The following is a 21084-nucleotide window of genomic DNA, read 5'->3' as shown; positions in this document are numbered from 1 at the left end:
ATTAAATTTTTTTGCTGATTTAATAGTTGTTATCTATACCTTCTCTAAAAGGGAAGTCCGTATTTTCCACGTGTTCCTTTTCCATAATTTCCAAAAGTTCCTTTACAATTTCCGGATGTTTTGAAGCTATATTGTTTTGTTCACCTATATCCACACTCAAATCATACAATTCCACTGTGGTTTTGGCTTCATCAAAACAGTTTAATTTCACCGCTTTCCATTTTCCCTTGCGCACAGCCTTTTTTCCTCCCTGCTCATGAAATTCCCAGTATAAAAACTTATGCTCTTTCTGCTCTCCTCCTGTTAATTCCGGATAAAATGAAATGCCATCTATATTACCGGGGATTTGTGTCTTTGCAACCTCCGCTAATGTGGGCATAATATCCCAAAAAGCGGAGATATGCTCTGTTTTGGAGTTAGCCTCTATACTACCTGGCCATCTTGCTATCATTGGCACTCGTATCCCACCTTCATATAAATCTCTTTTGTGCCCTCTTAGCTCTCCATTGCTATTGAAAAAATCAGGATCGGCACCTCCTTCCATATGAGGACCATTATCTGATGAAAATATTACGATAGTGTTCTCATCAAGTCCCAATTCCTTTAATTTGGAAATAACCTCCCCTACCTGTTTATCAAGTAAGGATACCATAGCGGCGAAGGTAGTGCGAGGTTCTGGTTGCGAAGTATAATATTTAACCTCGAATGGTTCATCACCATAATCTGCTCCAGTACGCTCATCTACATAACCGGTCTCTTCAAATTTTCCCCGGTACTTATCCATCATTTCCCCTTCCGGCATGATAAGTTCTGCATGAGGTAAAACATTTGCATAGAAAAGGAAAAATGGCTGATCCTTTTTAGATTCTATAAATTCCAGTGCTTGTTCATGGATTCTATTCCCGGCGTATTCTTCTGTATTTTTGAAGTCATTACCTTCCAAAAACACCTTTTCATCATTGTGCCATAGATGTTCCGGGTAGTATCGATGAGCCTGACGTTGACAATTATACCCATAAAATTCGTCAAAGCCTTGTTTATTAGGATCACCTTCGGTGCCTACGAAACCTAATCCCCACTTACCAAAAGCACCGGTAGAATAGCCCGCCTCTTTTAGCATTTCAGCAATGGTGTAAGTTTCACCATCCATGGGGTGTTGTCCTTCAGGAATATATTCTTTATTTCCTCTTATAGCTGTATGACCCGTATGTTTGCCCGATAATAGCACACTACGAGAAGGAGCGCAGACGGTACTCCCAGCATAATGTTGAGTAAACATCATACCTTCCATAGCCATTTTGTCAAGACTGGGAGTTTCTATTTTGGTTTGACCATAGCTACCTACATCGCCATAACCTAAATCATCTGCCAGAATATAAATAATATTGGGAGGTCTTTGCTGTTTATCCTGTGCTTGATCTTCTTTTGGTGCATTATTGCAAGCCTGGAGCATAAGAACTATAACTGTGAGCAACCATATTAATCTCTTCATATCTGTATTCAATTATTGTTTTTCTATTTATTGATAAAATTACTGTCGTAAATTTTAAAGAATTCAACACCTATTCTTTTCATACTTCCTGTATTATAATGTCCAATTGGTTGTGGATACTGTTCATAATAATTTGGAGAACTCTTATCCTGTGATTGAGGTATCAGAAAAACACGGTCATCATTTTTGGCCGTAGAAAGCATTCCCTCTACTACTTTTCCTTTCCCCACCTGAAAAATGATAAAAGGCATTTCCAAAGCGTTAAGGTCAATTCTTACGTTCTCAATAAGGTTTTTAAGATTTTTACCATAACTGGCAGCTGGTTCTTCTCCCCACCTGTCTGTATAACTATCATGTTCTCCCTGAACCCAAAACATACCTTTTATTTCATACTCTTCGGGCTTATATGACTGAAGTATACTTTCAGTATAGCTAATAAAATCAGAATATAACTTTGCTTTATTTTCTTCATTTATTAAGCTGGCCTTCTCATAGGTCCACTCAGGATTCCAGCATCCATATAGCGAAGTACCTCCCTCTGATCTTTTGATAAAGATGAATTGATCCTCCGGGTATTTTTCGGCCAATTCAATTCCAAAAAATAATTCCGGACCAAAAGATTGATTTAAATTAAATTTGTTTTGTACGAATTTTCCAGGTGTGGTTAATTGAAGTGGGGTAACAGGTTTTTTATTATAATAAAAAAGGATTCTATCTGCCACTTTCGTAAGTCGCTCCAAATCCTTTTTGGACAATTCCTCTCCATTTCCCCTGCCGTCCATATTGGACTGTCCGGCAAACAAAAAAACCTTTTTCTGATTCCCACAGCTTTCTATTTCATTAGCCTGAGGGTAAGAGGACATAACGGAAAATAGAAGAAGAGTAAATATTAGAATTCTCATTTCTCTTATATTAAAATTCTATTTTTTTGAATCTCTTTTCATTACTTCAATCAAATGGAAACGACAATCAGTGATTCCTTTGTTTTTAATAATCAGGTCCGCTCCTTTCTCTCCACCATTATTCAATAAGGCATCATTTAAGGAAATAGTAACCTCATTCCATTTACTCTGGCCGGTATTGGTTATTGATATGGCATTTTTCATGGTTCCATCAGTTGCATGATATAACAGTTCCCAACTGCCTTTATCACCTTCGTAATAGATAATTTTTACCTGTACTTTAGATTTCTGTTTTGATGTGTCCTTATCCAGGAAATTATTATCTAAATCAAAGTACATTGCATTTTTGTCATTTTTATAATCAAATCCCCGGGCAAAACGACCATAAATACTCTTATCTATATTCCACCAACCAATGCTTGTTTCCTCCGGGTCTATTTGTGATAAATGCCGCTCATAATTACCTGGCAGAATTTTCCAGCCGGCATCATTATAGCCATTCCTTTTTCGATTTATCATACCTCCACCTGTTGCCTTTTCTGGATCGGCCATCTGTGCCCCATATTGGCTAAATGCACTGGCGATATTTACATAGCGTTGCTGATTAGATTTAACAGCTTTACCATATACACTTTCGGGAAACCTATCAGTGTCTGAAGCATCCAAACCACTTCGTAATGCACAGAATGCAAAGTTTGCTGTCGGGGCATGAATTTGAGCAGCATAGCGATTGAAAAGGTCAAATGCCGGAAAGTTTTCTTTCTGGGTGCAAGCCTCCCATGGAATATTCCACATTGTAAGACCACAATGAGTGGCATACAAAGCAGACCAGTAGAAGCCCTGGGGAATATTTCTTTTACTCCAGCCATATGTCTTATACTCAGCGTCCTGCTCTCCACGTGCGAAAAATACTTTACCCTGTTCTTCTACTTTATTTCTATAGTTGATAAAATTTACCAATCGCTCCTGGGCATCACTAATATGGTAACCATGGGAAAACATGCCATTTTTAATTCCAATTGCATTGGGCAAATTAGAAATCATCCAATCATATTCTTTCTCTCCATTTGAATCGTAATTTGTGAGGAGCGGGACTTGAAGTATATCATCCCTTGAAAAAGCCTTGACCAGCACCTTCCAGGTTTCGACCCTAAAGTCATCCCATTCATCGGAAGAAATATTATATTTTGATTCAAGAGGTTCCCCTTTATATGGCTGTCCATCTCCAGTTGATCCTTCAGCACTTTGAACAAACAATATCCTATTTCTGAGGTTTGAAGGTAAGCTTAAAACATATTTCCCCAACTCCTCCAGCATTCGATGAAAATAGAATTTATAAGTTTGATCAAGATAATAAGGAAAATATCGTGTTAAGGTCTTTCCCAGGGGATTCACCGTGGGTGGAAACTTCACTAGTGGTACGCCTTCTTTAAAAAGCCATGAAGGAGTGAACGCCCAGGTAGTATCCTTCATGGTAACCTCTGTAGTAGAGAAGGCGATCCAAACCATTATTGTGGTATAATAATTATCTTTTTCTAAGTCTTCTAATTTGGTTTTTATTAATTTATCAAATTTAAATTTTCCGTCTTCGGGCTCCAGATCGGCCCATTTTAATATTATAGGAACACCTTTTACATTAGGTGTTTTTTCAGGGTTAATTAAATCCGGATCATATGAACCCCAGGTATATACACCCCAGGCATCTTCAGGAAAAATATCCTGAGCCTGAATATCAAAGAATACTATGGAAAAGAATAGTGTCAGAAATATTTTAGCTCTCATTCTCTTCCGGATTTTATAATTCTTACAAAACTTATTGTAGGTTCAAACCCCTTTTCTCCATGTATTTCAAGATCAAACAGCAGTTCCTTATTCTGAAAGTCTGTATTAATAAAAAATGAAGCTGTCTTAACCTCGCCTGTGTTTGTATTCTTTAGGCTTCTCTTTTCGATTCCTTTTTTACCTTTAAATAATAGAGACCATTCACCATTTCCTATGTCCATGTACGATATTTTAATGACAAATTTCTCATGTGATGCAAGGAATTCGTCATTAATATCGAACCCAATTTTCCGGCCTTTTCTGGCAACAAAATCAAAGTAATTTTCTGGATGTACCATCCACATTTTGATAGGATGATTTATTTTTAAAACCGGTGTTGTTTCATAACCCGGCTTATCCCTCTGGTAAATCCATCGCTCGAAATTTTTTACTGGACGGGCTTCATCTCCTTTTAAATAACTTTCACGTAAAAAACACCAGGCGTCGGGGGCATCTTCTTTTGTCCTTCCCAACTCTAGACTAACCCAGGTGAGCATATCAGGTAATAATGCAAATTCATTATTTAACAGGTAATTATTTCGCATTTGCAATAGCCTGAGGTTAGCTGTAAAATAACGATAAGGGAAGGGTTTAGTGTTCTTTCCAAATCGAAAGTCCCTTTCAGCTGTCGCCCATTTTTCGTCATATTCCTCATTCTCCTCGCCATGGAAAAAGTTATTCTTAATAATACTATTGTCCTCATTAACGTATAAATACCCATTATTATCTAGTTCCTGTCCTATATGTTCATCAGGGATATGGTAAAGATACATTTCCACAAATCCGCGTCTTATGCCAAAACCTTTGCTCAGGCCATAATTGGATAATCCTCCCATGAAAACTTTGTTTTCCACACCTGAACAGGCACTAGCCCATGCATCGATTCTCTCTCTCACATGTTTTACAGTATCATTGGCTTCGGCATATATCTCCGGATATGGCCCAATACCTTCATCACCATTGGAAGGAGAAGCGTATCCCAGAAATAAACCCTTTACCTCGTTCATATGCGGTATTCCACTATTCCCCAAAGCCTTAATAAATTTTATATAGCGGTTATGAAACCTGGGGTCGCTCACTTCATAGTTTCTTTTAATGGGATTCTCTTTATGTTCCTTTCTAATAGGAATATTATATTTTTTGATCCATTCAGGTGCGAAATCTGTTGCTGAAAAATGAATTCGAACTACTGAGCCATATCCTTTCTCATAAGCTTTTTTAATATTCCTAATGAGAGGTTTAAAATTAATCTCATCTTCTTGAGGTTCTAAATCTCGCCAATTCACCCAATGGGAAATAACAGGATTTGCAGAAAAATTGATATGTGGAAGTTTCTTTATTTTGTCAATATCCAAACCGAAGTTACGTGCCACACAAAGATTTGATGTTTCAGAAGGTTCAATTGAATCGGGGAGCGACCAATCCCACCCATTTATAATTGTATCTTTATTAATCCATTTGGGATTTTCGATATTAGCAACTGGTGTTTTGTGATATTCACCCCAGAAAGGGTAGCTATATTCTACATTACTTAGCAGTTTACCTTGAGCATTCGTGGTTGAAAAAAATAACGCAAAAACATGGATAAGAAATATAGTTTTTATTTGAATAGCGGAAAATTTCTTCATTCTTTTAGATTCATTATTTTAATTTTTTTACTTATTATACCGGTGAAGAAATGTTATTTTCTAAAATTAATTCAACCAGAATTCAACGAATGAATAAAGAAGGATAATTAATATTATCTTTTAATAGTTTTCTGGTTTAAAAGTATAGAAGGGGGGATAAAACAAGTAGGTTCAAATATTCCAAAAACTGGATAATTCTTGTTCTTTTAACTATAATTATGCATTAACTTTTTATTGAAATAACATTGCTGGGATATTGAGTTAACAGAATCCAAGATTTTCGAACTTGAAATAAAGACTTCATGCGGTTACAGTTTTATACAGAAATTTCGGAAAGAAAGCTCTTATTACCATTACTACCTTAATCACTATTCAAAACTGTTACTATTTTTCATGAATGTTATTTCCTGAAATTTTATCAACAGGTTACTAAGCTACTTCTGATTACTTAGGAATACACTTAAGATTTTCTGAGTGCATTTTAGATTTTTCGAGAACATATCAAACTAAAAGTCAATTACTTGAAGTGCACAAACGGCCATTTTATTTAAAGGAAGTAAATTGTCTCTGGTTTCTGGAGGTACCACCTTTAAAAACCCGCTTCAGATGAAGTGGGTTTTTTGTTTTAAATAAAAAAGGCGGGTTTGGAAATTGTAACCGCCTTTTCTTCTTCTTAAAACTAAACACCTTAAACAGAGCATTATACACTAAATCCCACATAGAAGTGGGCAGTATTCAAATTCCAGGATCTAAAAGATATACCTATTTTATGATGGAACAGAAACCTCTAACAATTTCAAAGACTCCCCTTCTATCCTAATTGATTCTGCTATCGCGGGAACCAATATAGACTCACCATATTCAATTACATCTTCCTTACCATCAACTGCAATTTTTCCATGTCCGCCCACGCACATTAGAATTATGAAAGAATCCATCAAAGAACAATCCTTAATAAATTTTCCATCTATATGGATAATGTTTGTTTTAAAAAATTCACAATCTACCAAATTCGCTGGCTGGTTGGGCATGGCTTTATAATTAACGGAATGATCGTCATTTACATTAAAGTTCATAGCCTGGGCAGCCAAATCTACATGCAATTCTCTTGAATTGCCTTTTTCATCCACCCTATCCCAGTCATATACTCTATACGTAACATCGGAAGTTTGTTGGATTTCAGCTAGCATAACTCCCGCTCCTATTGCGTGAACCTTTCCTGCTTTTATAAAAAAAGTATCTCCCTCATCAACCTGAATAAAATTAAGATAATCCGTTATAGTTCCTTTTTCAATACCCTCCCTATATTCTTGAGGACTTATAGGATTCTTCCACCCAACATTTATGTTCGCGCCTTCATCGGCCTGGATCACATACCACATTTCAGTTTTACCAAAGGAATTATGTTCCTTTTTCGCCATTTTATCATCCGGATGTACCTGCACAGATAAATTCTCAGCAGCATCAATAAATTTGATTAACAAAGGAAATTTCCCTCCAAATTTGGCAACTACGGCTTTACCCAGAATTTCGTTGGGGAAACTCTCAAGCAGGTCGTCAAATTTCCAGTCTTTATACTCTCCGTTTTTCACTTCAGAAATATCCCCTTCTACCGCTGAGACTTCCCAGCTTTCTCCAGCCTTGGAAGAAGCATGTTTTCCCAGAAGATCTTTTAATTTGCTGCCACCCCATATTTTATCTTTTAGTATGGGTTTGAATTTGATTCCGTATGAATTAAATTTCTTAAGTATCATTTAATTTTATTAAAATTCCGTATTTCAGGTGAGAGCACTTATTATAAAAAGTTACTCGAGCTGCCCGATAAATTGAAAATATCATTCTTAAAAATGCCAGTAAAGAGCATTAATTCTCAAAGAATTTCTCGATCTCCTCTAAAGATTTTCCTTTTGTTTCAGGCATTAAATAATGGACAAAAAGGAGCTGTAATACCATTAGTCCGGCGAATATTGCGAAAAGTACCCAGGGCTGGAGTGAATTGAGCAAGATAGACCCGAAAAGGGTAACGAGTGCTGCAAAAACCCAGTGAGTTCCACTTCCCCATGCCTGACCGTAGGCCCTAACCTTATTGGGGAAAATCTCAGAAATGAATACCCAGATCACTGCTCCCTGACCTATTGCATGGGAGGCTATGAATGTGAGAATAAATATTAGTTTTGAGATAGCGGATGCATCAATGAGGAATAAATAACTTACCATCCCCAGACTGATTATATATCCAATCGAACCTATATACATTAGATTCTTTCTCCCTGTCCTATCAATCAGAGAAACTCCTACAAAAGTGAAAATAAGGTTCACCAGTCCAATCGCTATTGAGCTAAAAAGAGAATCCTCGGTGCCAAATCCAGCTTTCCCCAGTATTTCAGGAGCGTAATACAATATAAAATTGATCCCAGAAAGTTGATTGAAAAAAGCGATTAAAAAAGCCAGAATTAAAGGAAATCTGTACTTCCTGGAGAACAAACGGGTACTGTGACTCACACTCAACTCACGATCCCTTTCCATATCCCGCAGAGTGTTACGGGCTTCTTCCTCTGAACTGGTTTTGGCCAGTACCTGCATAGCCAGGTCAGGCTGATCCTGATGGAGATATAGCCAACGCGGACTTCTGGGCACTCCAATCATCAAAATGGTATAGACCAGAGCAGGAAGTGCCTCCACTCCCAACATCCATCTCCAGTCATTACTCCCCCCAACTCCTTCAAGGAGATAATTGCTTAAGTAGGCTACAAGAATACCAAAAACAATATTAAACTGATATAATGAACCAAGTGTACCTCTATTCTTTGGATTGGATATTTCAGATATATAGGTAGGGGCTGCAATAGAGGAAATCCCAACACCAAGTCCCCCGATAAAACGGAAGAATGAAAAACTATAAGGATCCTGAGCCAGTCCTGAACCAATTGCCGAAATGAAATATAATATACCTATTGCTATAAGAGTATTCTTTCTTCCAAATTTATCGGTCGGAATTCCGGCAAATAAAGCGCCTATTACCGTGCCCCAAAGGGCCATAGACATTATAAAGGTTCCGTGAAACCAGCTAGAAGTATTCCATAGTTCTTTAATGGGGAGGTTGGCACCGGAAATAACAACCGTGTCAAAACCAAAAAGAAATCCCGCCATTGCCACGGTAATGGAGTAATATAATAATCGTTTGTTCACAATTTATAGGCTTTTTTAATTAGCGAAGCAGTCTTCTTCCCCAACACTAATTTAATTAGTAATAAAGATCAGAAATAATTTGTTTTTGAAAATAAAGCTTTAAAGAGTAAGTATAACGTATGAACCCAAAATACACCAGCAGAATAATAAGAAAAGGCATATTCGGAGTTCATTCTACCCTTAAGTCTTACCAGTTAAAAAAGCCTGTTTAAAACAGAAGAGGCTAATTTCAAATTTGACAATCATCACTAAATAATTCTGTAATTTAAACAGGCTTTTTCAAGACTTTTTTAACCTTATTTGCAGGGTTTGGATTTAACTACACCCACCATACTATCGGCAGTACCATAGTACAGATACCAGGCATCGTTAAAGTAAACCAAACCTTCTATAAAAGTGGTTCCGTCTTTATACTGACCTGATTTCTCAAAGGGCAGTTCCGGCTTGATGAAGGGCTTATCTGCGCGGTCCAGAAGCTTCCAGGGTTCATTAGCATCAAATAAGGCCTGGCCACCGGTATATATACGATTCCCGAGTTCTTTAACTCCAATATTCTTGGAGTTTCCGGCATTATAAAGTACCACGATCCCATCTTCTGTAAGAATTGGTGGTGGTCCTGCTTCTACCAACCAGGAATCAAAATATCCAGGACGGGGATTAAGAACTGGGGTTAAATTTCCTTCATAATCTTCTACGGGCTCCCAGTTCACAAGATCTGTTGAAGAAGCCAGCCAGATATGGGGGACCCCATAGTACATCCAGTATTTCCCGTCTATTTTGGCGGCTACCAGCTTACCATCCTCATTAAGTTTACTTACAATAGCACCAGATTTAGTGTGCATATCATTGTATTTTCCATCTTTATACTCTTCAAAAGCAGGACCATGCTTTTCCCAATTTTTCAGATCCTTTGAAGTTGCAACGGCTAAACGGGGTGTATCCCTGTTCCATTGGGTATATGTGAGAACATAGGTCCCGTCTTCGGTTTCAATAATTCTGGGGTCTTCTGTTCCTCCAGTCCACTCATATTTTTTCTGATCATCATTATCCGGATAAAAAACAGGCTTTTCCTTTCTTGTATATTTCACACCATCTTCTGAAATTGCCAGTCCCAGCCTGGATGTATGGGTTCCTATCCCATCTTCACCGACTCTTTCTTCAGCCCGGTAGAAAACATTTATCTTACCATCCTTAACAATGGCCGCGGGATTAAAAGTCGCCATGGACTCCCATCTAACTTCCTTCCCACTCATAGGATCATTAAAAGTAGATAAGGTATCCTTGGAAATTATTGGTTTTCCCTGGGTGAACCTCTGAAAGGGCCCTAACATCCATTCCTTTTCTTTAGTTTCCTGTGCTATTCCCTGCATTCCGCCCATAAAGAGCACGTATAGTAAGGTTGCACCTAAAAAACTTATTTTTTTCATATTGTTGTTTTTATTTTCCGGCTACCTCTGGGTAGCCGGGTTTTATTGATTTTTCTAGTAGCCGGGATTCTGGGAAATCTGCCCACCCGATTTATCGATCTCTCCCTGTGGAATTGGGTACAGGTAATTAAAATCCTGGAAGTTCTTTCCTAAGTCTGTAAGCACCTCATCGGCGATCTGCCATCTCTTAAGGTCCATAAAGCGTTGAGATTCAAAACCTAGCTCTACTCTTCTTTCATGCATAAGAACCTCCATGGCTTCAGCCTGAGTAAGCCCCTGTCCTGAATAAGAAGGCAGTGCATCACCCGGAGTTGCACGTCCATCTACAGCCTGGGTATTTCTTGCTCTTTCTCTAATTTGATCTACTATGGCAAGGCCCTCTTCTACCTCTCCAAGCTGGATATGTGCTTCAGCTTTCCACAATAGCACATCAGCATATCTGATATAAATTTTATTCCCAGGAGAATCGGCATTCCCTTTAAAACTACCGTCAGTAGAACCCAGTAATTTATGTACTTCCTGCGCTTCCACATCTACGGTATAACCTAAACGAGGATCGTTCTCTTCAAATGCGGCTATAAAGTCTTCAGAAGGAGCAACAAACCCCCATCCCATTAAAGCAGCAAGACCGTTACCCTTACTAGGGTTCACACCTTGCTTATGATCATAGGCAAAGATCACTTCATCTTCGTTAAATTCTTTTGTCACATCAAAAGAATCAAAATAATTATCATTTAATGAATAGAATCCCCAGGACTGAAGCTCTTCAATATGAGAAATAACACTATTCCAATTTTCCTGATATAAGGCTACTTTTGCCTGCATAGCTTTAGCAGCACCAATAGAAACTCTCCAGGGTTCTGAAGCACTTGAATACTTTTGTTGTGGAAGCAGAGAAACGGCTCGTTCAAGATCAGAATTTATAAATGCTATAACTTCGTCCTTAGGCGTTCTTGTAGTAACCTCGTATGCTTCAGAAAAATTCTCTAATGGTTCTGTAAGCAAAGGTACATCTCCAAAATTATTTACCAGATCAAAGTAATAGAAGGCTCTGAGGAAATAAGCCTCACCCAGAAGTCGGTCCCTCGTAGCCGCATCCATATCGATATTCGAGATCACCTCATCCTGATTCAGGATGTTTATGGCCTGATTAGCTCTTGCTATACCTTCATAATCATAGCTCCACTGTCCATTGAAAGCTCCATTCATTGATGTGAAGTTAAAAGCAGCGATCTGATCCATCCAGGCCTGGTCACCATCAGGATTCCATTTCTTTTCCATATCTCCGGAAGCAATGTCCTGAAGTATGAAGTCGTTCCTCAATACAGTGGCGTCATCCCAATTCCACTCCCCTATAATATTCAGGGTACTGGAAAGGGTTTGATAGGTTGAGTTCACACTGGAAGTAACCGAAGACGCAGTCGGTTCCGCATTTATTTGCTCCTGCGTAATAAGGCCTATTGGCTCTTTGTCCAGGTAGGAGTCACAGCCGGTAAGAAATACGGCTGAAGCTATTATTAATATTTTAGGAATATGTCTCATTATATTCAGTTTTTTTGTTAATTAAAGTGATTTAGAATCTTGCATTTACACCGAACAATACGGTTAAAGACTGCGGATATGTTCCCATATCTATCAGATCTGTTGATTCCGGATCAAGACCCGAATAATCTGTAAATGTTATCAGATTCTGGCCTGAAACATAAAGTCTGATATTTCCAAGACCCGATAATTTATCGGCGTCAATGCTATATCCTAACTCCACATTTTTTAGTCGCAGGTAAGAAGCATCTTCTACAAAAATATCAGACACCTTGCTGCTTCCATTATCACTAAAGCTCACCCTTGGAATGGTGTTGGTAGACCCCTCTCCGTCCCAGGCACCCAGAACCCTGTCTGAATAATTGAACGGACGAGTGTCATAATCAATGATCTTCTTAAGGTCATTATACCTGTCTACATCTTCCACTCCCTGCAATAACATGCTAAAATCAAAAGCCTTGTAATCCAGATTAAGGTTCATTCCGTAGGTCAACTTAGGATTAGGATTTCCTATGAAATCACGGTCATTATCGTTAATGATACCATTTCCATCCAGATCCTTAAACTTGATATCACCTGGTTTTTGCGGTGGATTCGCAGTTCCCGACAGATGTTCATTCACTTCTGCCTGGTTCTGGTAAATTCCTTCCTGAACAAAGCCATAGTAAGCATTCAAAGGTTCACCCGGCTGAGTTCTTGTGACTCTCCCATTCAAATAAGGAAGATTAGGGTGTAACGACTTTACTTCATTTTTCAGTGTCGCCATATTCGCACTAACGCTGATTCCAACAGGATTGTCATAATTCCTGTATGAAAGAGCAAATTCAAACCCGCTGTTCTCCACTTCTCCGGCATTTAGATAAGTTGGGGATACATCACCCACAAACTGAGGCAGAGAAATAGGTAACAGGATATCTGAAGTATTCTTCTTGAAATAATCTGCGCTACCATATAACCTGTTCTTATAGAGCCCAAAATCAACACCTATGTTTGCCTGGGTAGTAGTTTCCCATTTAAGATCTGGGTTTCCATATCTGCTTATAAGATACCGGTCTGCATCCCTTCTATACAATGTAAGGTATGCGTAGTTAGGGATTTCCTGATTACCCAGTTGCCCCCAGCTTCCTCTTAGTTTTAATTCAGAAAGCCAGTCAGTATCCTCCATGAATTCTTCTTCGGTGATCATCCACCCTGCAGAGACCGATGGGAAATATCCCCATTTATTCTCTTCGGCGAAACGTGATGAAGCATCTGCTCTTAAATTGGCAGTTAACATATATCTGTCTCCATACACATAGGTTGCTGAACCAAAATATGAGAACAACGCCCATTCCTGGGCAAGACCTCCATTCCAAAGATCACGGTCTGTCCCTCCAAAATCAATATATCTGAAATTTGGATCTGTAAAGTCATATCTTAACCTTGAAGCACTTAGGTTTGCAGATTCATTCATAATGAATTCAGTACCTAAAAGAGCACTTATGGAATGCTCATCAAATTCCTTATCAAAATGAAGACTGTTATTCCAGGTGATCGTAAAGTCCTGCCCTCTTGCTTCAGATAATGAACTCGGACGATTTTGTCTACCAAGGCCCTGGTCTATAGCCGCACTGTTTCCATCATCATCCCCAAAATTCCTGTTGAAAGCTTTTGAATGGAAAAAGTTTAGGTCGGCCCCAAAATTTGTCTTGAACTTTAGTGATTTATCCTTTAAAATATCATACTCACCAAAGACATTTCCGAAAGTCTTAAAAGTGGAGGTTTCATCATCGGTAAAATAGGCTAAAGCTATCGGGTTCTGGCTGTATTCATATTTCCCGCTCTCATAACTATTTGGTCCCTGGTAAAAAGGAAGATCGGTAAAAGGATCTTCTTCAGAATACGTTGGATCTGAAGGGTCTTTGCGAACAGGGATATTAGGAGGACGTAGAAATGCATGCCTTATAATTCCAGGGGCATCTCCTTTAGAAGAAATCCTGTCCTGCGTATTATAGGACATCTGCACATTGGCTCCTACTTTTATACGTTCCAGTACCTGCGAACTTATATTGGTACGAAGATTCAGTTTTCTGAATTTATCGTTATCATAAACCACTGTTCCATCCTGGCCAAAATAACCTCCAGAAAGCATATAGCTGGTCTTTTCATTTCCACCTGAAACCCCAACATTAAGACTATGAGTTTTTCCTAATTCGAATAATTCATCAAGATAATCCACATCTGCAAAATCTGAACGGCCAATATCTTCAGTATAAGGATTCGTACCCTCATATCCGGCATTATCCCATGCCTGTTCAACTGTTTGCATATACTGTTGCGTATTTAGCATAGTTGGCAGATTGATCACCTTCTGGATACCTCCAAAATAATCCACTTTAAACTGCCCTCCTTGTTGTCCTTCTTTGGTCTTAATAACTATAACTCCACCAGCAGCCCTTGAACCATAGATGGAAGCTGCAGCAGCATCTTTAAGAACCGTCATCGATTGTATATCTGCCGGATTAAGGAAAGATATCTCACGGCTTGGAATTCCGTCAATAATGTAAAGCGGATTATTATTCCCAATGGTCCCATTACCTCTTATTCGCACTTCCACTTCATCTCCCGGAGCACCGGTACTTTGAGTTATATTAACACCAGCAACCTGTCCCTGTAGTGCCTGTGTTACTTCAGAAACTCTTCTGGACTCCAGTTGGTCAATATCCACCGAAGAAATAGCTCCGGTAATAGTGGACTCTTTCTGAGATTTATATCCTACCACTACCAATTCGTCCAGCATTGCCACATCTTCCTGGAGAGTGACATCTATCCTCTCTTTTCCTGCAACTTCGGCTTCAAAAGTCTGGTAGCCTACATAAGAATATACCAGGACTGCATCACTGCCCGACACCTCAATAGAGTATTCTCCGCTAAAATCTGAAACCGTACCGTTGGAGGTTCCTTTTTCCACTACCGAAACGCCAGGGAGAGCACCGCCTGCATCAGTGATTGTTCCGGTGACGGTCTGTGCATTAACCACACCTGCCGTAAATACAGCCCATATTATCAACAGACTGAAAATCGTATTTTTTTTCATCATAATAGTCTTTTCAAAAGATTAGTAATAGAGTTGACTTTTTTCATGCTATACATTTATTAATTACATTCTTATTAGTTTTTTGCTTCTCTTTTATAAACCCTAACTAGGTTTAGCTTAAAAATTAAAACTCCTTTTTCTCATAATCGGGATCCATGGCAGGGCTACGAAGGCCCGCAAATTCATTTGCCATTAATACAAACACATTCCAGCTTAGTCCTCTTGTAGAATCCCACCATTCTTCATAATTGTTCCATTTAGTTGGGATAAATTCTTTGCTGTAAGGCCAGTTTGGATTCAGATTAATCTCTGCCCATAAACGGTTCTCCATACGTTTTTCGGCTTTTTCCCAGCCGTGTTTGAGACCAGTCACATATGCGGTATATTCGGCACGCAGCCAGCTACCCCCATTATAGTAATAACCATCCCGGGCATGGTCACCATAATTGTTCTTTCCAAATTCACCGAATGGCTGATAGTTTTCATCCATATAGGTATAGCCCGGAGCATCATCCGTTAATCTTATACAAATGGGAGAAGTAGTTCCAATTTCAGGATAAGGCGCTTTGTTAGTTTTATTCAGTGCCGGGATCTGGTCCAGATGATTTTTAACCATTTCATCGGTGAGCATGGGCTCGTCAAACACCCAGAGAGAAAGGAATTCAGGAATAAGATCGGTAAAGCTTATAAGATCAGGATAATCTGTATCAAAAAGCAAATGCTTGCGCTCAGGATCGTAAAAATTCGAATACTCCTTTTCAGCTTTTGCTATGTAATCTTCACTGATCTCCACTCCCAATGCTTTAATGGTCTTCAGGGCCACCGTGAACATCCCCTGGTTGGCGGCCATGCGTTTCGTTTTAGGATGGTATTCCATTACATCTATCTGACTCATAGAAAAATGGGAGGCGCACACTGCATCGCCGTCTTCATCGAATTCGTTCAGAATATAGTCTGCTGCAAGCTTTATCTTATCTTCAGGTAATTCAACACCGAAACGTCTTTTGTTTAGCAATCCCCATATAAGCCATTCTATGGTTGCCTCATTATCTTTGGCTTCTACCGACCCCATATACGGAGTAATAATAGTTCCTATAGTTCCTCGCGAAGTCTGGGTTTTGGCCCACTGATTCCAGATTGAAACGTTTAGTTCCCTGTTATAAGTTGAAATAACTGACCAGAATGAATCCCTGTTATACATATCTGGCGAATAATTCATATTTGGTACATTAAATGCCGTAAAATCATCCACTGAAGTGATCCAGGTCATCATCTGGAAATTAGCATACAACATCTTTTCAATTTCAGTACCCTGAAATCCCATTCCTTCGGCCAGTCTGGTTTTTGTAGAAATTTTAAACTGCTTCTGGTCTTTCCAGGGTTCCGAAAAAATATAGGTGACCTTTTCTACCGGCTCACCTAAAGTCAGCTTATTATAAGACCTTTCAAATGGGTGGTTTTCCTCTATTTTTAAATTTTTTAACTGTAAAGTGCCATTTTCAGGATTATTAGCTCCTATGAACATCTTAATACTATCCTTCTCGATATATGGAACCAGAACGCTCCCTTTAAACAAGGTCCACTCTTCCGTATTCACCGGGAAATTATCAATATACTTGATCCCGTGTTCCAGCTCTTTGGTTCTTTTCCCATTTTTCATTCTGAATAATTTCAGAGAAAGAGGGGAATTAGCTTTAGCGAGGAATGAAACAGTATACACCCTCTGGTCCCTCATAGATGTAAGTAGTTCAATCCCCGCTTTATTATTGTCTTTAAATTTCAATTCTATTATGCTGTCTTTTCTTTCCAGCTCGATATTTCCAACTTTATTAAAAGTATCAGGCAGATCAAGCTCTTTAACCGAACCCCGGTCCAGCACATCCATACTCCCGAAAGTGTATTGTATATAATCCTCGCCGGATATTTGCTCCTCAGGCGAGGCAATGGAAAGCAGACGGGCATCAGGAAGCACCCTCATCCCAATCATTCCGCCCCCACGACCGCTAAAACGCCTGCGGGTAGTTCTGGTAAAGTGATTCTTATAACCCGGATCTGTTAAAAACCCAACCACATTACCCTGGGAAGTAATAAACCCGGCTGAAGGATAGAGCTCGTGAACCAGGCCACCAGGAAAATCCTCATGCTCAAAGGTTATATAGCGTTCCGGTGTATTTGCAGGCGTATTCTTAAGCCTAAGAGTGTAGTAAAGAGCAGGAATGGATGGCTGAAAAAGCCGTACTGTTTTCTTAATAAGATTAGAACTCAACTGCTCGTAATTCACTTCCACCGATAGGTTTGAATCATATTGCTCCAGATAAATATCTTTATAAAGACTTATTCCGGTTGCTGTATTTTTAAAGGAAGCAGCTCTAAAATCCCTGAGCTCCTGCTGGACACTTAAATCAAGATTTGAGAGGCTGAGAGTAAATTCCCCTTCAGATGATAACAATAGCTCCTCCCCATTAAGAACATTCACTGAATAGCCATTTTGTTCGTCCCCGGAAACCTGTAGATTCAGCTTCTGAGCAATAGCCGTAGATGAAGTTAACCAGAAAACGACTCCTATAAATAAATAAATATGTATGCGGTAAATAGCCATCCTTTTGGATTAGAGTTAAGTATTTATTTAAAAAATTAGAATGTTTAAACTTTACACTCTTATGTAAAACGTTTTACTAAATCGATTTAGTAAAACGTTTTACATAAGCGCTAATATAGATATCATGTTCCGATTTACCAAAATATTGGAGCAGATAATCTACCTGTCAGTTTACGTATAGACAAAAATTATGGCCTAAATTGCATTATTCTCAGAAATACGCTGAGATGAAGTTCTCTCTACCAATTTTCCTTTTAAAACTTTTTGAAACCTTGAGTTAGGTTTCAAATCTTCTTCAAGTAAATTTAAAGTTCCTTCTATAAGCTCATTAGCCAGGTGACTAACCGGTTGGGATATCACACTAATAGGTGGCGAATAAAGTTCAAAAAGGTCACGGTCGTCAAAGGTAAGAACCGAAATATCCTCCGGAATTTTAAGCCCCATTTCCTTTAACAACTTAAGTCCGGTTATGGCCAGGCTATTGGTAGCAAACAATAAAGAATCTATTTGGGGATTTCTACTGATGAATTCATAGATCTTCTTCTTTCCGGTGGGTGTTTTCACCTCATCAAAGGAAACAAGAACCGAACGCTCTTTCTTGGCATTTTCAGCCATTACCTGCTGGTACCCGTGGAGTCTTTCCTGGGTTGTTGAAATATCAGATTTCAGCCCTACAAATCCCACATTCTGAAATCCGTTATTAAGGAGGTATCTTGTAGCCCGTATGGAACTATCAAGATTGTCTAACACAACATAATTATGCTCAAAATCATCATAGTATCTGTCAAAGACCATGACCACCTGTTTATTCTCCTTAATTAGTTCTTCCATTTCATTTTTGAAGTCTTCAGGAGGAGTAATAATAAAGGCATCTACCTGCCGATCCTTAAAAAGAGTAAGAAGCTCCAGGGCTCTCTCCTTTTTATTCTCTGTACTGCAATAGATGATTTTATAACTGTTTTCAAAAGCAATTTCTTCCATCTCTTTTGCTATGGCAGAAAAAAAAGGGTCAGAAATATCCTCGGCCATGAAAACTATGGTCTTTGATTTTCCGGTTCTTAAGGTCTGAGCAGTAGAATTAGGCTTATAGCCAACTTTTTCTATATAATCTTCAACCTTTTTTATAACTTCTTTACTTATCCTGTTTTCAGCTTTACCGTTAATGATAAATGAGATGGTAGTTGTAGAGATCCCCAGTTTTTTAGAAATATCTTTTATCGATATTTTTCGCTTTTCTTTCATTTTGTATTGGATTATAGACTCAGAGTAAGGTAAATAACCGTAAGCTTGTAGGGGACCAGATAGTAAAGCTTACGAAAAATTAGAACTCAAATCTATTAAAATCATGTTCATAAGGCAAGGTATTTATATTATTTAGCTTTAAAATTAAATTAGAAACAGATTTTACTGATGGTTCCAATTTAAAAATCTGGCTTCACTTTTACTCCTCTATATCAGCCCTAAACCAATGTTTAAAAGCATTATATAAACAACAGGCCTTCCAAACCTCGTCAATACAACTTCCAAACTGAAAGATCAAAAAACACAAAATCCTTTTACCGTCTTGGAAAGACCGCAAAAGGATTTTGAAGAATTAGCAGTTTAATTCTGGTTATTCCCTAAAATTAAACATTGTGAATTATCACATTTACAACAGCTCCTACTACAGCAAGTAAGATTAACGCTAACGCTAATGTTACCGCAATTTTGGCAAAAACATTTAAACCTTGTAGGGATCCTCTGTAATTGTGAACAAAATCAGTAAAAATGTCCATACGCAAGTTTTTTAAGATTCATATTCAACCTTTCTAAATTTAAGAAGATAGCCTCCCGATTCAAAAAATAATCGGTGAACTAACGATATAATAGTTGTATAGCACACAGCTGTTTTTACCTGCAATAAAAACTCTCAAATTATTATTATAGAGCGCATTACAGCTATTGTTAATCTTCAATGTTAAGCTGCAAAAACATGATTTTAATCATATTATACTTCAATTTTAGACTCTAACTTATACGCAGAAAAGTTTTCGTAGTGCATCCACCTAAAAGGTCTACTTCATGAAAAAATCCGGTTTGGATGTCTACATCCTTTTACCCATCAAAAATTTTATTGAAAAGCAAACCTCGGTTGGAATAAGTCTTATTATCGCAACCGTTCTGGCACTACTTATCGCTAATTCTCCTTTGGCTGAATTTTACCATAAATTCTGGAAACAGGAAATATTTATCGGGATGGATGAATTCGTGATCAGTAAAAGCCTGCATCACTGGATAAATGACGGTCTTATGTCCATGTTCTTTTTTCTGGTAGGCCTGGAATTAAAAAGAGAGGTTATGCATGGTGAATTATCCAGCTTCAGAGGAGCAGTTTTACCTGTGGCCGCCGCATTAGGAGGAATGTTATTTCCCGCTCTTATCTATTTCTTTTTTAATATGGGTACAGATTCCATATCGGGCTGGGGTATCCCTATGGCCACTGATATAGCATTTGCTCTGGGTATACTCTACCTCCTAAACGACAGGGTGCCTGTTTCCCTCAAAATATTCCTTACCGCCATTGCCATTGCCGACGATCTTGGAGCAGTGCTGGTAATCGCTTTCTTTTATACCGAACAGATCTCATTAGATAGCCTGGGAATAGGTGTTTTCTTTCTGGCGGTTTTAATTCTGGCTAATTACATAGGCATCAGGAATGTGTTATTTTATGCGGTGATGGGAATTGGAGGGCTATGGCTTGCAATCTTACTTTCCGGGATTCATGCTACCATAGCTGCGGTACTGGCCGCATTCGCCATCCCTACCAGCAAAAGGATAAATACTCCTATCTTTTTACGAAAAGTGAAATTATTATCCTACCATATTAAAAAACAACTTAAAAAGCCCTACGGCCATAAGGAAAAAGACCAGGAGGAGATCTCAAATACAATTGAAAAATTCTCATTGCTTACCCAGGACGCTATCCCACCTCTTCAGCGGCTGGAAAACGCCTTATATCCTTTTGTAAGCTTCGTGGTACTGCCTTTGTTCGCCTTTGCTAACGCCGGCGTTAGTTTTACAGCGGATTCTCTTTCCTATTTCCTGAAACCCGTGAGCCTCGGCATACTTCTGGGTCTTATCCTGGGTAAATTCTTCGGAATTGTACTCTTTACAAGGCTCATGGTAAGCCTCGGAATATCCTCCCTGCCTAAAAAAGTACAATGGAAACATATCTATGGTGTAGGACTGCTGGCAGCTATAGGCTTCACTATGTCACTGTTCATAACCGAACTGGCCTTTGACAACGAGACCTATCTGGATCAGGCAAAAATAGGGATCTTTTCAGCATCACTTCTTGCGGGGGTTATGGGTTATTTCTACCTGAAATATATCAACCGTTAGATCTAGATAAAATCAGCAAAAACCGTT

At 38.6% G+C, this 21084-nt stretch carries 12 protein-coding genes; 1 reads left to right on the top strand and 11 read right to left on the bottom strand.

The genetic code is table 11. The annotated features are described in order from the left end of the window. Positions 1-19: 19 nt before the first annotated feature. The 11 genes from EZJ28_RS09920 to EZJ28_RS09870 all read right to left on the bottom strand — a co-directional run bounded on the left by EZJ28_RS09920 (position 20) and on the right by EZJ28_RS09870 (position 18918). The gene (locus EZJ28_RS09920; protein WP_131397384.1) at positions 20-1492 is read right to left on the bottom strand and encodes an arylsulfatase; all 1473 of its coding nucleotides are present in this window, start codon (positions 1490-1492) and stop codon (positions 20-22) included. 23 nt (positions 1493-1515) lie between these two features. Continuing rightward, complete coding sequence (locus tag EZJ28_RS09915; RefSeq protein ID WP_131397382.1) at positions 1516-2394, bottom strand: sialate O-acetylesterase; 879 nt, start codon at positions 2392-2394, stop codon at positions 1516-1518. 18 nt (positions 2395-2412) lie between these two features. Then, entirely contained in the window at positions 2413-4176 is a 1764-nt protein-coding gene (locus EZJ28_RS09910) for a hypothetical protein (RefSeq protein WP_131397380.1), read from the bottom strand. After that, a complete protein-coding gene (locus tag EZJ28_RS09905) occupies positions 4173-5843 on the bottom strand; it encodes a hypothetical protein (protein WP_131397378.1) in 1671 nt (556 codons plus the stop codon). The genes EZJ28_RS09910 and EZJ28_RS09905 overlap by 4 nt, the downstream gene beginning before the upstream one ends. Before the next feature lie 767 nt (positions 5844-6610). Next, positions 6611-7597 (bottom strand): type I phosphomannose isomerase catalytic subunit, encoded by a 987-nt coding sequence (locus EZJ28_RS09900; RefSeq protein ID WP_131397376.1) that lies wholly within the window; start codon positions 7595-7597, stop codon positions 6611-6613. Positions 7598-7706: 109 nt separating this feature from the next. After that, positions 7707-9032 (bottom strand): sugar porter family MFS transporter, encoded by a 1326-nt coding sequence (locus EZJ28_RS09895; RefSeq protein WP_131397374.1) that lies wholly within the window; start codon positions 9030-9032, stop codon positions 7707-7709. A gap of 296 nt (positions 9033-9328) precedes the next feature. After that, positions 9329-10459, bottom strand: a complete 1131-nt coding sequence (locus tag EZJ28_RS09890; protein ID WP_131397372.1) for a glycoside hydrolase family 130 protein — start codon at positions 10457-10459, stop codon at positions 9329-9331. 54 nt (positions 10460-10513) lie between these two features. Then, the gene (locus EZJ28_RS09885) at positions 10514-12001 is read right to left on the bottom strand and encodes a RagB/SusD family nutrient uptake outer membrane protein (RefSeq protein WP_131397370.1); all 1488 of its coding nucleotides are present in this window, start codon (positions 11999-12001) and stop codon (positions 10514-10516) included. A gap of 31 nt (positions 12002-12032) precedes the next feature. After that, the gene (locus EZJ28_RS09880) at positions 12033-15080 is read right to left on the bottom strand and encodes a TonB-dependent receptor (protein WP_131397368.1); all 3048 of its coding nucleotides are present in this window, start codon (positions 15078-15080) and stop codon (positions 12033-12035) included. 121 nt (positions 15081-15201) lie between these two features. Further along, positions 15202-17676, bottom strand: coding sequence for a hypothetical protein (locus EZJ28_RS09875; RefSeq protein ID WP_207388451.1), 2475 nt, complete (start codon positions 17674-17676; stop codon positions 15202-15204). 195 nt (positions 17677-17871) lie between these two features. Then, entirely contained in the window at positions 17872-18918 is a 1047-nt protein-coding gene (locus EZJ28_RS09870; protein ID WP_131397366.1) for a LacI family DNA-binding transcriptional regulator, read from the bottom strand. Positions 18919-19737: 819 nt separating this feature from the next. Between EZJ28_RS09870 and nhaA the strand changes: the two genes are divergently transcribed. Beyond that, entirely contained in the window at positions 19738-21057 is a 1320-nt protein-coding gene (gene nhaA, locus EZJ28_RS09865) for a Na+/H+ antiporter NhaA (RefSeq protein ID WP_131397364.1), read from the top strand. Positions 21058-21084 lie beyond the last annotated feature (27 nt).

This window comes from Gramella sp. KN1008 (assembly GCF_004332155.1).
Lineage (GTDB): Bacteria > Bacteroidota > Bacteroidia > Flavobacteriales > Flavobacteriaceae > Christiangramia.
The sequence above is the reverse complement of the archived record's forward strand: the minus strand, read 5'-3'. Positions and strand labels throughout refer to the sequence as shown.

Bases quoted from the DNA above. Each gene is read 5' to 3' on its own strand.
- EZJ28_RS09920 (WP_131397384.1), bottom strand. From the start codon at position 1,492: ATGAAGAGATTAATATGGTTGCTCACAGTTATAGTTCTTATGCTCCAG.
- EZJ28_RS09915 (WP_131397382.1), bottom strand. From the start codon at position 2,394: ATGAGAATTCTAATATTTACTCTTCTTCTATTTTCCGTTATGTCCTCT.
- EZJ28_RS09910 (WP_131397380.1), bottom strand. From the start codon at position 4,176: ATGAGAGCTAAAATATTTCTGACACTATTCTTTTCCATAGTATTCTTT.
- EZJ28_RS09905 (WP_131397378.1), bottom strand. From the start codon at position 5,843: ATGAAGAAATTTTCCGCTATTCAAATAAAAACTATATTTCTTATCCAT.
- EZJ28_RS09900 (WP_131397376.1), bottom strand. From the start codon at position 7,597: ATGATACTTAAGAAATTTAATTCATACGGAATCAAATTCAAACCCATA.
- EZJ28_RS09890 (WP_131397372.1), bottom strand. From the start codon at position 10,459: ATGAAAAAAATAAGTTTTTTAGGTGCAACCTTACTATACGTGCTCTTT.
- EZJ28_RS09885 (WP_131397370.1), bottom strand. From the start codon at position 12,001: ATGAGACATATTCCTAAAATATTAATAATAGCTTCAGCCGTATTTCTT.
- EZJ28_RS09880 (WP_131397368.1), bottom strand. From the start codon at position 15,080: ATGATGAAAAAAAATACGATTTTCAGTCTGTTGATAATATGGGCTGTA.
- EZJ28_RS09875 (WP_207388451.1), bottom strand. From the start codon at position 17,676: ATGGCTATTTACCGCATACATATTTATTTATTTATAGGAGTCGTTTTC.
- EZJ28_RS09870 (WP_131397366.1), bottom strand. From the start codon at position 18,918: ATGAAAGAAAAGCGAAAAATATCGATAAAAGATATTTCTAAAAAACTG.
- nhaA (WP_131397364.1), top strand. From the start codon at position 19,738: ATGAAAAAATCCGGTTTGGATGTCTACATCCTTTTACCCATCAAAAAT.